The following is a 13,713-nucleotide window of genomic DNA, read 5'->3' as shown; positions in this document are numbered from 1 at the left end:
AAGGTCTTTCCTGCCGCTAAAAGCAACTCTTATAGTCTACTACCTTTTTAATCACTTGTCAACACTTTTGTCATCTTTTTGTGATGTTTCTTGCATTGCTTTCATCAGCTTTATTAGTGTATCAAAGCAAAGATGCCTTGTCAATAGATTAAAATTATTTTCTGTATTTTTATTCATGAACCGTACTACAAAAATAGCTTACTCATTATCACTAGATTACTCACATAAATTTTCTATATATAACAAAGCAGCAGTCAATAAAAAAGCAGGCTTAAGACCTACTTTCGATAAAAACTATTTAATGACAATATTGACCAGCTTGTTTGGGACTGCTATGACTTTGATTACTTCTTTCCCTCCAATTTCTTGTTTAATTTTATCATTAGCTAGAGCAAGAGCCTCTAATTCTTTGTTAGAAAGATCTTTAGCTACCATAGCCTTAGCTCGAACTTTACCCTTGACTTGTAAAACAACCTCAACTTCATCCTCAATAAGTTTACTATCATCCCACTTAGGCCATGCAGCGTATGCAATAGTCTCACCTGAAGACGTTAAAACTTGCCAGAGTTCTTCGGACAGGTGCGGAGCAAATGGTGCTAGTAATTGGATGAACCCTTTGGCATAATCAGCAAACAGCTGTTTTTCCTTATTAGCTGCATTGGTAAACACCATAAGCTGCGCGATAGCTGTATTAAACTTCATGGCTTCAATTTGCTCTGTTACTACCTTAACAGTTTCATGATATACCCTATCTAGAGCTCCACTATTATCAGTTATAATATCTTTTGTAGTAAATAATCGGTAGACACGATCGAGAAACTTGCGACTACCTTCAAGTCCTTCTTCTGACCAGGCAATCGAAGCATCCAGTGGTCCCATAAACATTTCATAAACACGAAGAGTATCAGCTCCATACTGCTCGACTACATCATCAGGATTCACTACATTTTTGAGTGATTTAGACATTTTAGCCGGAGCTTGTTCCAATTCCTCACCAGTCTCAATGCTAAAGAATGAGCCATCGCGTTTTTCAACTCTATCGGTAGCTACCAGAGCACCTCGACTGTCGCGATAACTGGTTCCCAAAATCATTCCTTGGTTAAAAAGTTTTTGGAAGGGTTCTTTTGTTGGAACGACACCAATATCATAAAGAAATTTATGCCAGAAACGGGCGTATAACAAGTGAAGAACTGCATGCTCAGCACCACCAATATAAATGTCAACTGGTAGCCATGCTTTAAGTAAATCTTCGTCAGCTAATTTTTTATTGTTATGGGGATCAATGTAGCGTAAATAATACCAACTGGATCCTGCCCATTGAGGCATAGTGTTCGTTTCACGACGCCCTTTTACACCATCTTCCCGCCTCACTTCCAACCAATCTGTTAGGTTGGCCAGTGGCGATTCCCCTGTTCCCGACGGCTTAATATCACTCGTTTTAGGAAGGACAAGGGGTAATTCATTTTCAGGAACAGCTGTTGATGTTCCGTCTTCCCAATGAATGATTGGAATAGGCTCACCCCAATATCTTTGACGGCTGAAAAGCCAGTCACGAAGACGATAATTAATTTGCTTCTGACCAAGGTCATTTTCTTCTAGGAAGTCAATGATTCGATCAATAGCATCCTCTTTATTCAACCCGTTAAGAAACTCAGAGTTAATATGGAGTCCATCTTCAGTCCAAGCCTCTTTATCCACATCACCGCCCTCTAGGACCGGGATAATATCTAATCCAAATTCTTTGGCAAACTCCCAGTCTCGGGGATCATGGGCTGGCACCGCCATAATAGCACCAGTACCATAACTTGCCAAAACATAGTCAGAAATCCAAATAGGAATTTCTCGACCATTAACAGGGTTAATGGCGTAAGCGCCAGTCCAGACACCCGTTTTTTCCTTATTGAGGTCAGTTCGAGCCAAATCAGATTTTAAACTAGCTTGATGCTTATAATCTATAACTGCCTGCGCTTGCTCTGCGCTCATAATCACGTCAACTAAATCATGTTCTGGTGCCATCACAGCATATGTAGCACCAAAAAGCGTATCAGGACGAGTAGTAAAAACTGTAAATTGTTTGTCTGTCCCAGCCACCTTGAAATCCACATGGGCTCCGATAGATTTACCAATCCAGTTGCGCTGCATATCCTTGATTGATTCAGGCCAATCAAGATCATCCAAATCATTTAACAACCGCTCAGCATAGGCTGTAATTTTTAGCATCCACTGACGCATTGGTTTACGAACAACGGGATAGCCGCCTCGTTCAGAAGTCCCATCAGGCAGCACCTCTTCATTAGCAATTGCCGTTCCTAATTCCTCGACCCAGTTTACGGGAACCTCTGCCTCATAGGCCAGCCCTTTTTCAAAAAGCTTTGTAAAAATCCATTGAGTCCACTTATAGTAATCAGGATCAGTCGTATTAATTTCGCGATCCCAATCGTAAGAAAAACCTAAACTATTAATCTGACGTTTAAAATTAGCAATATTCTGAGCCGTAAAATCAGCTGGATCATTTCCCGTATCCATAGCATATTGCTCAGCAGGTAAACCAAAGGCATCCCAGCCCATCGGATGCAGAACATTGTAACCTTGAGCGCGCTTGTAACGGCTGAGAATATCTGTTGCTGTATATCCTTCAGGATGTCCCACATGGAGACCAGCTCCTGATGGGTAAGGGAACATATCTAAAGCATAAAAATTAGGCTTTGACGCATCAGTTCCTGTCCTAAAAGTATGATGATCAGCCCAATATTTCTGCCACTTTGCTTCAATTTCTTTGTGATTATAGAAAGTCATAAAATGTTTCTCCGTATTATATAGTCCCATTTATTATAACATTTTCAGCATATTTTTAAAGCAGACATCTTCCAAGCATTTATAAAGCATAAAGAACTAAAAAAGAGGGCAGTGACCCCCTTTTTTTAATATGACTGTGCATAAATTAGTTATAAATCTTAAAGGCATCGTCATCATTCTGACCAACAAATGGCATTGCTTTACGAAGATCTGCACCAACCTTTTCAATTTCAAGGTTAGCCGCTTCTTCGCGGAATGCTTTCAAACGTGGGAAACCAGCATCGTGATCTTCAACAAATTCACGCGCAAATTTACCCGATTGGATGTCTGCAAGAGCTGCTCTCATATTCTCTTTGACTTCTGGACCAATGACACGAGGACCTGTTACGAAGTCACCAAACTCAGCAGTATTCGAGCATGATTGGCGCATTTTCTTAAATCCGCCTTCATAAATAAGGTCAACGATCAACTTCATTTCGTGAAGAACTTCAAAGTAAGCCAATTCTGGTGCATAGCCTGCTTCCGTCAATACTTCAAAACCTGCTTCGATAAGGTGAGTCAAGCCCCCCATAAGAACTGCTTGTTCTCCAAAGAGGTCTTCTTCAGTTTCTTCCTTAAATGTAGTCGTCAAAAGGCCAACGCGGGCTGAACCAATCCCTTTAGCCCAAGACATTGCAATATCTTTCGCATTCCCTGTTGGATTTTGGTATACAGCATAGAGGGCTGGAACGCCGAATCCTTCTGTATAAGTACGACGTACTAGGTGACCAGGACCTTTAGGTGCAACCATGAAGACATCAACATCTTCTGGAGCTTTAATGTACTCAAAATGAATATTGAAACCATGTGCAAACCCGAGAGCCTTACCCGCAGTTAAATTGGGGGCAATCTCATCTTTATAGATATCCTTTTGGATTTCGTCCGGCGCCAACACCATGATGACATCAGCCAGTTTAGTAGCCTCCGCTACTTCATAGGCATCAAAGCCATCCTCTTTAGCTTTATCAAAGGATTTCCCTGCGCGAACACCGATAATGACGTCGTAACCAGAATCACGAAGGTTTTGAGCATGAGCATGCCCCTGTGAACCATAGCCAATGACTGCAATCTTTTTACCTTTAAGTGCATCAACTTTTACGTCGTTTTCATATTCCATTGTAACTGCCATAATAAAATCTCTCTTTTCTAAAATTATTTTTTCGCCTTTAACAGGCGTAGACAAACACTGACAAACGACATTTTTAGGACAAATCTCGTGAAAAACCTGTTGCTCCCGTACGAGCAATTTTTTGAATACCGTAAGGTTGAACTACTCGTAAGAGGGCATCAACCTTATTGGCATCTCCCGTCATCTGGATTGTGATAGATTTCAATCCGACATCGATGACACCAGCTCGAAAAGGTTGGATAACCGCTAGGATCTCTGCTCTTTTATGTGCCGGAGCAGACACTTTAACCAAAATGACCTCGCGTTCTAGGTGAGGGATATCCGTAATATCTCGAACCCGAACAACATCAATCAATCGATTGAGTTGCTTAATAATCTGTTCAGCCTCTTCCAAACTGTCTACTTCGATAATGATAGTAATACGAGAAATCCCTTCTTCCTCTGTATGACCAACCGATATCGATTCGATGTTAACCTGTCGACGCAAAAGGACTCCGGTAAAACGGTTGAGGACTCCCGTTGAGTTGTAGAGTTTAGCTGCTAACATTCTACGCATTAAAAGTCACCCCCAACATTTCAGCATTCGATTTTCCAGATGGAACCATTGGATAAACGTGCTCACGATTAGAAATATCAACCTCAATCAACATAGGTTTATTTTCGGTAATAACCTGCAGTTCCTCTTCCAAAGTGTTCGGGTTAGAAAAATGGTAATGCGCAATACCATAAGACTCAGCCAAAAGTTGAAAATTAGGCTCATCATCAAAGGTAGACTGACTCCGTCGCTCCTCATAGAAGGATTCCTGCCACTGGCGAACCATTCCAAGAGAATGGTTGTTAATCAAAACTACCTTAATCGGCAGGCCATATCCATTCAAAATAGCCAACTCTTGATTTGTCATTTGGAAGCCGCCATCGCCGACAAAGAGAACAACCTCCTTATCAGGATTAGCTAACTTTGCGCCCACTGCAGCTGGTATACCGAATCCCATCGTTCCCAAACCACCCGATGTGATAAGCTGACGCTCATTCTTGTAAGGGTAAAACTGAGCAGCCCACATTTGATGCTGCCCAACATCTGTCACTACGATAGCTTCTCCTTGTGTTAATTTACCGATAGTTTCAATAGCATGCTGGGGCTTAATAATATCACTATCAAACTTGTAACTAAATGGAGCCTTAGCTTTATTAGCCAATACTTCCTCAGTCCAACTGTCATGATGCGTCCGAACTGTCTCTTCATCCAAAAGAAGTTTCAAAGCTTCTTTAGCGTCACCAACAATAGGAATATCAGTCTGGACAACCTTGCCGATCTCAGCCGGATCAATATCTACATGGGCTACAACTGCATCTTTAGCAAAGGTCTTGGGATTACCTGTTAGGCGATCCGCAAAGCGCGATCCAAAGTTGATCATAAAATCACAATGCGTCATCGCCATATTCGAAGCATAGGAGCCGTGCATCCCTCCCATCCCCAATGCTAGACGATGGCCAATCGGAATCGTTCCCAAACTCAGAAGCGTGGAAACAACTGGGATATTATAACGCTCTGCAAAAGCTACTAATTCTTTAGAAGCACCAGCATAATTAACGCCACCGCCAGCAATGATTAAAGGTTTTTTAGCTTTTTTCAGCTGGGCCAATAGTTTTCTAACTTGAAGAGCATTTGGCAAAATCGTCGGTTGATAGCTAGGTAAGTTCACTTCAGGATCATTGTAGCTAGTCACCTTGGTCTCAGAGACATTTTTAGGAAGATCAATCAATACTGGACCAGGTCGTCCTGTTGTTGCAATATGAACGGCTTCCTTTACAATACGCGGTATCTCTGCTACATCTCGAATTTGATAATTATATTTTGTAATTGGCATTGTAATACCAACGATATCTGCTTCCTGAAAAGCATCTTTACCAATACCAGCCATGGCTACCTGCCCAGTAAAAACCAGCATAGGTACACTATCGCTCATACCATCAGCGATACCAGTGATAGCATTAGTAGCACCAGGTCCACTAGTTACTACAGCCACACCAACTTTCCCAGTTGACTTAGCAAATCCTTCTGCCTCGTGAAGGGCGCCTTGCTCATGGCGAGCAAGGATATGATTAATATCATCGTGCTGATAAATTGCATCATATAAAGGAAGAACCGCTCCTCCAGGATAACCGAAAATAGTATCAATTCCCAGCTCCACTAGAGTATCTAACAATAAATCAGACCCTGTCTTAGCCTGTTCTAACGAAACTTGATTCATACTACCTCCTTTTTCAGAGTTTTATAGAAAATTCTAACAATTCAAAATTCTTGATTTCTATAATAACATTTTCTAAGAATATTGCAAGTCCAATACACTAAGAAAATCGTTTTCTTTTATAAATAAAAATCCCCTACTTCTTTCTAATAAAAGCGGGAGGGAATTTATTTTAGCAAGAATTAAAAGGATACTAATCAAAGAGAAAACTCTTAGAAGCACTATTCAACACTCATAATATAAGGATAAACAGGCTGATTTCCTTCATGAAGCTCCACTTCAATATCCTCGTTCTGAGCTTCTAAAATCTCAGCCAGTTTTTCAGCTAATTCTTGATTGCCATCTTCACCGATGTAAATCGTCACAATTTCACTATCCTCGTTAATCATTTTGTCCACAGTAGCAAGCAAGGCCGCTTCCATATCTGGATTAGATACAAGGATTTTACCGTCAACCATGCCAAGTATATCGTCTTTATGAATCTCTAGACCGTCAATGGTCGTATCTCTAACCGCCAAGGTTACACTACCGCTAACGACCTCTGACAAGCTGGCCGACATGGCTGCTACATTATCCTCTAAATTATTTTCAGGATTGAAAGCCAGTAGACTAGTTAAACCTTGAGGCACCGTTCGACTTTCAACAACAGCAGCCGGAACATCTACAACCTCTGCAGCAGATTGAGCAGCCATAAAGATATTCTTATTGTTAGGAAGAATAAGAATGTTGTCAGCATTAACAGATTCAATCGCCTTAACGATATCCTCCGTCGACGGATTCATCGTTTGACCGCCTGAAATAACATAATCCACACCTTGAGATTTAAAAATTTCAGCCAAACCATTACCAGCCGCAACCGCGATCAAGCCATACTCTTTCTTTTCAGTCTGTACAGGGGCTTCAAGTGCTTCTTCCTTTTTCAGCTGCGCTTCATGCTGTCCGCGCATATTATCTACTTTTACCTTGACAAGTGCCCCGTATTTCAAACCTTCCTGCATAACAAGGCCAGGATCCTCTGTATGGACATGAACCTTAACAATTTCATCATCATTAACAACTAAGAGGGAATCCCCAAGCTCGTTTAGATAATTACGGAAGCTCTCATAATCAAAATCTTTAACGTAAGTTGGCCCCTGACGCAGCGCCACCATAATCTCCGTACAATAACCGTACTGAATATCCTCCGTAGCCACATGTCCAGCTACAGATTTATGATGTTCAGCATTAATCATTTCAGTCATATTAGCAGGAGTTGCTTGAAACTCTTCAGAAGCCATGTATTCCCCAGTCAAGGCTGACAAGAAACCTTCATAGATAAAAACCAGCCCTTGCCCTCCTGAATCCACTACTCCCACTTCCTTAAGGACTGGTAGCATCTCAGGTGTTTTAGCTAAAGCCGCCTTAGCACCATCAAGGGCAGCCCGCATGACCTCAGTCGCATCATTAGTGGTCTCAGACTTCCTCATAGCAGAGATGGCAGCCCCTCTTGATACCGTCAGGATAGTCCCTTCTACAGGCTTCATAACAGCTTTATAAGCGACCTCTACACCTGCCTGAAGGGCGTTAGCCAAGGCTTTACCATCTAACTCTTCTAAATCTTTAATGGCTTGGCCAAATCCACGGAACAATTGTGATGTGATAACGCCAGAGTTCCCACGCGCTCCCATTAAAAGCCCCTTGGATAAAATCTGCCCTACTCCACCGACTGTAGAAGCCGGTTGATCAGCAACGGCTTTAGCACCATTTTCGATAGTCATCCCCATATTGGTACCAGTATCTCCATCAGGGACAGGAAAGACATTCAATGAATTTACATACTCTGCTTGATTTCCAAGACGAGTAGCCGCAGCCTGCACCATTTCTTGAAATAAGCTTGTCGTAATATTTGACACTAATCTTCTCCTACAACTTTAATATTTTGAATATAAACATTAACTACATTAGCATGAATACCCAATTGATTCTCAAGATTAAACTTCACACGCTCCTGAATATTTTTTGAGACCTCGCTAATCTTGACACCGTAGCTCATGACAGTATAAACATCAACCGTAATACCATCCTCCAACGATTTAACGACAACACCCTTTGAATAATTCTCCTTGCGCAAAAGAGCTTGAAAATTATCCTTGATGGCACTTTTACTTGCCATACCAACAACACCAAAAATTTCTGTTGCTGAACCACCGACAACGGTTGCAATGACGTCATCAGATAACTCAATTTGACCATCTTTTGTATTGATCTTTACAGTCATACTGCTACCTCTCAAGTTTTTATCACTTTATTCTATCATAATCTAAGACTAAAGTACAAAGAATACAGTCTTATCCCTCGGTAGCGACACTTACAAACTAATACTCTCCCACCTAGTTACACCATGTCCGGGAATAAAAAAAGAGCCTCTAGGCTCTGATTTATTAAACGCGTTCTACTTTCCCTGATTTAAGGGCGCGGGCTGAAGCCCAAACTTTTTTAGGCTTACCGTCAACCAAAATGGTTACTTTTTGTAAATTTGGTTTCACAACACGTTTAGTTTTATTCATTGCGTGTGAACGGTTGTTTGCAGATTTTGTCTTACGTCCTGTAAAATAACATACTTTTGCCATCTTACTCTTTCCTCCCACATTATTTTTTACGGATGTGCTAGCACCACATACCATACCAGTCTACCAGAATTAGCCTGACTTGACAAGCTATTTCATACATATTTTGAATTTCAAGAAAGACTAGCCTCCAACAACAGTAAGAAGCGATCTCAAAAAACAACCCCGCACTTTTGTGCAGGGGCATATTATCACTAAATTTTATAGCTTAAGCTTTGTTTTCGGAACCGAAAACATCAATACGTTCTTCAACTGCGGCTGTAATAGCTTCAAAGCCAGGTTTCAAGAACTTACGTGGGTCGAAGAGTTTCTTCTTATCATATTCAGCTTCGTTAGCATCGTACTCACGTACAAATTGACGAGTTGCATTTGCAAATGCAATTTGACACTCAGTATTAACGTTAACTTTAGCAACACCAAGTTTGATAGCTGCTTGAATTTGATCATCAGGGATGCCTGATCCACCGTGCAATACGATTGGGAAATTAGGCACAGCTGCAGTCAATTTTTCAAGGTGATCAAGATGGAGGCCCTTCCAATTTTCTGGATATGGTCCGTGAATGTTACCAATACCAGCTGCCAAGAAGTCTACACCAGTGGCAACCATTGCCTTAGCATCATCGATTGGCGCTAACTCACCATCACCAACGATACCATCTTCTTCACCACCGATGGTTCCAACTTCTGCTTCTACTGATACACCCTTAGCATGCGCTTTTTCAACAACAATTTTAGCTTTTTCAAGATTTTCTTCTATTGGAAGATGTGAACCATCGAACATAACAGAAGTGTAGCCAACTTCAATACACTCCAAAGCATCATCGAAATGACCATGGTCAAGATGGATAGCAACTGGTACAGTAATACCCATTGACTCTACAAGATTTTCAATGAGAGTCTTGCAAAGTTTATAACCACCCATGTACTTAGCAGCACCCATAGAAGTTTGGATCAATACTGGCGCTTGCTTAGCTTCTGCAGCTCGCAAGATTGCTTGTGTCCATTCAAGGTTGTTTGTGTTAAATCCACCAACTGCATAACCATTGTCACGAGCTGCTTGGACAAATTTTTCTGCTGAAACGATTGCCATTATAAAGGCCTCCTATTTATTTTTCGGGCTGAACCCGTTTACATGTTCATTCTAGCACAAATCACATTAAAAAACTAGTCTCAACAAAAGATTAAAGCGTTTTCCAAGACAAAGATACCGATGCCGCTCATCACTTTTTAAATCAAAAAATGTACATTGAGATAAGTTACAATAAAACTTTTTTACCTTTGCAATGTATTATTAAACATCAGCGCTTTACCAACCCAATAGTCTAACGCTCCTAGCCCTCTCTCATCCAAATCCAGATAGCCCTTGCGTGGTTTTCCTCTCTTCATAGTGTGGAGGCACCTGTTCTCTTTAGCAAATCGTCATGACTCTCTTTACCAACCCGAACCATCAGGCATACACCTTTTCGACCGCTAATCGTGAGGCAAAGATGCCCCCTGACCATAAAAGCTAAGCCACCAAACATCTTTTTCTCAAACACCTCATCTTCAAATAATTCCGGCCCAAGCTGCTGCTCCAGCTCCTTGCGAACAGTATCCGCAAGTTGTCTATCGTACACCATACTTTCACCTTAACGAATCTAACTCAATCTTTACGGGCTTACCAACAATTCCCAGCCAATACCATAACGATCTATCACACGACCATAATAAGGACTGAAAAAATTCGGGGCAAAGGGCAGAATGATATTACCTCCTTGACTCAGTTGCGCCATCGTCCGATCCGCTTCTGCTTCATCTGCCATATAAACAGAGATAAACTGCCGTGGAATTTGATTGAAGTCTGCAACGTCTGTCCCGTATTGGGCAAAGTAACCGCGATCCTCACCCCAGAGCTGGATATTCCCCAATTGAAGAGCCATCCAAGCAACTTTCTCACCTGCTTCACCTGAAAAATCAGTGCCATTAGGCAAGTCCCTTTACTCTAAGAATGCGTTCAATCGCGCTATTAAACACCCGACTATAGAGTTGAAAAGCCTCCTCAACTTGGTCCTTAAATCCCAAAAATACATTTACCTTAGTCATGATGTCGCCTCCTATGCTTCTATATGAGTTATTTCAATTGATAAAGTTTCTATCTAAGTGAACCTAATCTTAGAATCCTTTATCATTCTTATAGACTGAGTATAGCAAATATGGCCTTATAAAATTTATCCTATTTTGACTTCTTTAAAAGGCTGTCCATAATTAACTTCGGCAGATTGACCGTATTTAAAGGATGATGGGGTTGCCTTTTCATCCATCAAAAGATTAACAGTATAACTAGAATCCTCATCAAAGATTAAGAGGCTATCATGCCTACTACGATAAATATCCAGCATGATAAAAGTAGAAGAAAAATTGGTATTTGTAGCAAGATCACAAGCAAGTAGATAATAGCTCCCTGCTGGTACCCTATCCAGACAAAGACCTTTTGTTGCTGTCGTTACCAGCCCTACAATAGGTACTTGATTGGCAGAGGGTCAGGAAAGAGGCCGACAAAAACTAATTCTGGCACATAATCTTTTGGATAGATGAGATTAATCTTAACCTGATTATTAGCCCTTATATCTTTAAAATGGTGATAGTGAAGATTCTCTTTGGTTTATAAAATCTTTTAAAAACCTATAGGCCAAACTAGCCGAAGACTTATAAGCCTTAGCTAAGCTCCCTGTTTGCTTGCGAAATATTTTTGAAAAATTACTGCTATAGTCGTAACCAACCTGACCAGCAATATGCGTTATATTGCCTTCTTCGGCCAATAACTTTCTCATCCCGGCCCTGGATCCGCATGGATTCTAAATATTTACAAAAAGTCACACCAGTCACTGTTTTAAACTGCCGAGAAAAATAGGACGGCGCATAATGAAAATGCTGGGCGACTTTCTCCAAGGAAATGTCATCCGCCAAATGTTCTGCCATGTAAGCTGTAATCGCCTCGATATCCACTTTCTTCCTCCTTTCAATCTCCTCATATAAAACAAAAAAGCAGACCTTACGCCTGCTTATCTTTCAATGCGGAAAGAGGGACTTGAACCCTCACGACCTAAAGCGGTCACAGGATCCTTAGTCCTGCGCGTCTGCCAATTCCGCCATTTCCGCTGTTCTTACAACAGAATTTATTATATCAAGGGAGATTTTTCTTGTCAATAACATTTTTTAATTTTTTCAGAGACCTTCAAAATAGATTTTAAAAAGTGAGAAGAAAACCCTAGCCCGAAGGCTAGAGTCGTTTTCAAATAATTTCTTTTATTTAGCATTTTCAACTGCAGCTGTTACAAAGGCTGTGTAAAGTTCTTCAGCACGATTAGGACGACTTTGCAACTCTGGATGGTATTGAGCTGCGACAAAAAACTTTTTATCTGGTAGCTCAACAACCTCCATCAAGCGATTGTCAGGTGATACGCCTGAAAAAACAAAACCAGCTGCTTCAAAATCCTCGCGGAATTTAGTATTGAACTCATAGCGGTGACGATGACGGCGCTGAATAACCTCTTGGTTGCTATAGGCTGCAGCAGCCTTTGAGCCAGACTTAAGTTTACATGGATACAAACCCAGACGAAGAGTCCCCCCCATGTCTTCAACATCGATTTGATCGCGCATGATATCGATGACAGGATAAGCTGTATCTGGATCTAGCTCTGAGGAATTAGCACCTTGCATATTAAGAACATGGCGAGCAAATTCTACACAAGTCAGCTGCATGCCCAAACAGATACCAAGCATCGGAACATCATTCTCACGCGCATAGCGAATAGCCTGAATTTTACCTTCAGTCCCGCGTTGACCAAAACCACCAGGAACAATGATGCCATCAGCATAACCAAGGAGTTCAGAAACATTTTCAGCTGTAACATCGTTAGCATTGATCCATTGAAGGTCAATGGCAGAGTCGTTGACATAGCCTGAATGCTTAAGCGCCTCGACAACTGAAAGATAGGCATCTGGCAGCTCAACATATTTACCAACCAAAGCGATTTTAGTGGTCTTTTTGAGGTTAAGGACCTTATCAACCATAGCTGACCATTCGGTCATATCCGCTTCAGGTACATCTAATTTCAAATGGTCACAGACAATCTGATCCATACCCTGTGCTTGCATATTAAGGGGAACTTGATAGATATGATCAACATCAAGGGACTCGATAACAGCCTCTGGCGCCACATCACAAAACTGCGCTAATTTATTTTTAATATTCTGCCCCGCTGGCTGCTCTGTCCGAATAACCAGCATATTAGGCTGAATCCCTAGCCCGCGCAATTCTTTGACTGAATGCTGAGTGGGCTTGGTCTTCATCTCACCAGCAGCTTTAAGGTAAGGAAGCAATGTTGTATGAATGTACATAACATTATCAGAGCCCACATCTGCTTTCATTTGGCGAAGAGCCTCTAAAAATGGCAGACTCTCAATATCTCCGACTGTTCCGCCAACTTCAGTGATAATAACATCAGAGTCTGTTGTTGTAGCGGCACGCTTAATTTTCTCCTTGAGGGCATCCGTAATATGGGGAATAACCTGAACAGTGGCACCAAGATACTCACCCTTACGCTCTTTTCTCAAAACCTCGCTGTAAATTTTTCCTGTTGTAACGTTTGAATACTTATTAAGGTTGATATCAATAAAGCGTTCATAGTGACCAAGGTCAAGATCTGTTTCAGCTCCATCATCTGTCACATAGACTTCACCATGCTGATAAGGACTCATTGTCCCTGGGTCAATATTAATATAAGGATCAAATTTTTGAATTGTAACTTTTAGTCCACGATTTTTAAGCAGCCGTCCAAGACTGGCCGCTACAATTCCCTTACCAATCGAAGAAACAACACCACCTGTAACAAAAATGTACTTTGTCATACAC

13 protein-coding genes and 1 tRNA gene are annotated in these 13,713 nt (G+C 41.2%); all 14 read right to left on the bottom strand.

Annotated elements, in window-relative coordinates; genetic code table 11:
* Nucleotides 1–294: 294 nt before the first annotated feature.
* Nucleotides 295–2,796 carry a leucine--tRNA ligase gene (leuS, locus tag ACVR1G_RS09160; RefSeq protein WP_447452874.1) on the bottom strand — a complete coding sequence of 834 codons (2,502 nt, stop codon included), beginning with the start codon at nt 2,794–2,796 and terminating at the stop codon, nt 295–297.
* A 145-nt stretch (nt 2,797–2,941) separates the two neighbouring features.
* Nucleotides 2,942–3,964 carry a ketol-acid reductoisomerase gene (ilvC, locus tag ACVR1G_RS09155; RefSeq protein ID WP_447452871.1) on the bottom strand — a complete coding sequence of 341 codons (1,023 nt, stop codon included), beginning with the start codon at nt 3,962–3,964 and terminating at the stop codon, nt 2,942–2,944.
* A 73-nt stretch (nt 3,965–4,037) separates the two neighbouring features.
* The gene (gene ilvN, locus ACVR1G_RS09150) at nt 4,038–4,520 is read right to left on the bottom strand and encodes an acetolactate synthase small subunit (RefSeq protein WP_447452870.1); all 483 of its coding nucleotides are present in this window, start codon (nt 4,518–4,520) and stop codon (nt 4,038–4,040) included.
* Nucleotides 4,513–6,216: an acetolactate synthase large subunit gene (locus tag ACVR1G_RS09145; protein ID WP_447452869.1), complete on the bottom strand. Its 1,704-nt coding sequence runs from the start codon at nt 6,214–6,216 to the stop codon at nt 4,513–4,515. The genes ilvN and ACVR1G_RS09145 overlap by 8 nt, the downstream gene beginning before the upstream one ends.
* Before the next feature lie 218 nt (nt 6,217–6,434).
* A complete protein-coding gene (gene fakA / locus ACVR1G_RS09140; protein WP_447452868.1) occupies nt 6,435–8,105 on the bottom strand; it encodes a fatty acid kinase ATP-binding subunit FakA in 1,671 nt (556 codons plus the stop codon).
* Entirely contained in the window at nt 8,105–8,470 is a 366-nt protein-coding gene (locus ACVR1G_RS09135; protein WP_002960106.1) for an Asp23/Gls24 family envelope stress response protein, read from the bottom strand. The genes fakA and ACVR1G_RS09135 overlap by 1 nt, the downstream gene beginning before the upstream one ends.
* Before the next feature lie 163 nt (nt 8,471–8,633).
* On the bottom strand, nt 8,634–8,822 hold the full coding sequence (gene rpmB / locus ACVR1G_RS09130) for a 50S ribosomal protein L28 (RefSeq protein WP_165212339.1): 189 nt from the start codon (nt 8,820–8,822) through the stop codon (nt 8,634–8,636).
* Nucleotides 8,823–9,027: 205 nt separating this feature from the next.
* Nucleotides 9,028–9,909: a class II fructose-bisphosphate aldolase gene (locus ACVR1G_RS09125; RefSeq protein WP_447452867.1), complete on the bottom strand. Its 882-nt coding sequence runs from the start codon at nt 9,907–9,909 to the stop codon at nt 9,028–9,030.
* 292 nt (nt 9,910–10,201) lie between these two features.
* Nucleotides 10,202–10,438 carry a hypothetical protein gene (locus ACVR1G_RS09120; RefSeq protein ID WP_447452866.1) on the bottom strand — a complete coding sequence of 79 codons (237 nt, stop codon included), beginning with the start codon at nt 10,436–10,438 and terminating at the stop codon, nt 10,202–10,204.
* A 30-nt stretch (nt 10,439–10,468) separates the two neighbouring features.
* Nucleotides 10,469–10,789: a VOC family protein gene (locus tag ACVR1G_RS09115; RefSeq protein WP_447452865.1), complete on the bottom strand. Its 321-nt coding sequence runs from the start codon at nt 10,787–10,789 to the stop codon at nt 10,469–10,471.
* 237 nt (nt 10,790–11,026) lie between these two features.
* Nucleotides 11,027–11,197 carry a hypothetical protein gene (locus tag ACVR1G_RS09110; RefSeq protein WP_447452864.1) on the bottom strand — a complete coding sequence of 57 codons (171 nt, stop codon included), beginning with the start codon at nt 11,195–11,197 and terminating at the stop codon, nt 11,027–11,029.
* A gap of 364 nt (nt 11,198–11,561) precedes the next feature.
* Entirely contained in the window at nt 11,562–11,804 is a 243-nt protein-coding gene (locus ACVR1G_RS09105; RefSeq protein ID WP_447452863.1) for an AraC family transcriptional regulator, read from the bottom strand.
* A gap of 67 nt (nt 11,805–11,871) precedes the next feature.
* Nucleotides 11,872–11,957: transfer RNA gene (locus tag ACVR1G_RS09100), tRNA-Leu, on the bottom strand.
* A 147-nt stretch (nt 11,958–12,104) separates the two neighbouring features.
* Nucleotides 12,105–13,709, bottom strand: a complete 1,605-nt coding sequence (gene pyrG / locus ACVR1G_RS09095; RefSeq protein ID WP_447452862.1) for a CTP synthase — start codon at nt 13,707–13,709, stop codon at nt 12,105–12,107.
* Between the last annotated feature and the right edge of the window lie 4 nt (nt 13,710–13,713).

The organism is Streptococcus dentasini (genome assembly GCF_053206945.1).
Note: the sequence above shows the minus strand (reverse complement) of the source record. Positions and strands in the feature narration are given on the sequence as shown.

Coding starts and splice junctions, on each gene's coding strand:
- leuS (WP_447452874.1), bottom strand. CDS start 2,796: ATGACTTTCTATAATCACAAAGAAATTGAAGCAAAGTGGCAGAAATAT.
- ilvC (WP_447452871.1), bottom strand. CDS start 3,964: ATGGCAGTTACAATGGAATATGAAAACGACGTAAAAGTTGATGCACTT.
- ilvN (WP_447452870.1), bottom strand. CDS start 4,520: ATGCGTAGAATGTTAGCAGCTAAACTCTACAACTCAACGGGAGTCCTC.
- ACVR1G_RS09145 (WP_447452869.1), bottom strand. CDS start 6,216: ATGAATCAAGTTTCGTTAGAACAGGCTAAGACAGGGTCTGATTTATTG.
- ACVR1G_RS09135 (WP_002960106.1), bottom strand. CDS start 8,470: ATGACTGTAAAGATCAATACAAAAGATGGTCAAATTGAGTTATCTGAT.
- rpmB (WP_165212339.1), bottom strand. CDS start 8,822: ATGGCAAAAGTATGTTATTTTACAGGACGTAAGACAAAATCTGCAAAC.
- ACVR1G_RS09125 (WP_447452867.1), bottom strand. CDS start 9,909: ATGGCAATCGTTTCAGCAGAAAAATTTGTCCAAGCAGCTCGTGACAAT.
- ACVR1G_RS09120 (WP_447452866.1), bottom strand. CDS start 10,438: ATGGTGTACGATAGACAACTTGCGGATACTGTTCGCAAGGAGCTGGAG.
- ACVR1G_RS09110 (WP_447452864.1), bottom strand. CDS start 11,197: ATGCTGGATATTTATCGTAGTAGGCATGATAGCCTCTTAATCTTTGAT.
- pyrG (WP_447452862.1), bottom strand. CDS start 13,709: ATGACAAAGTACATTTTTGTTACAGGTGGTGTTGTTTCTTCGATTGGT.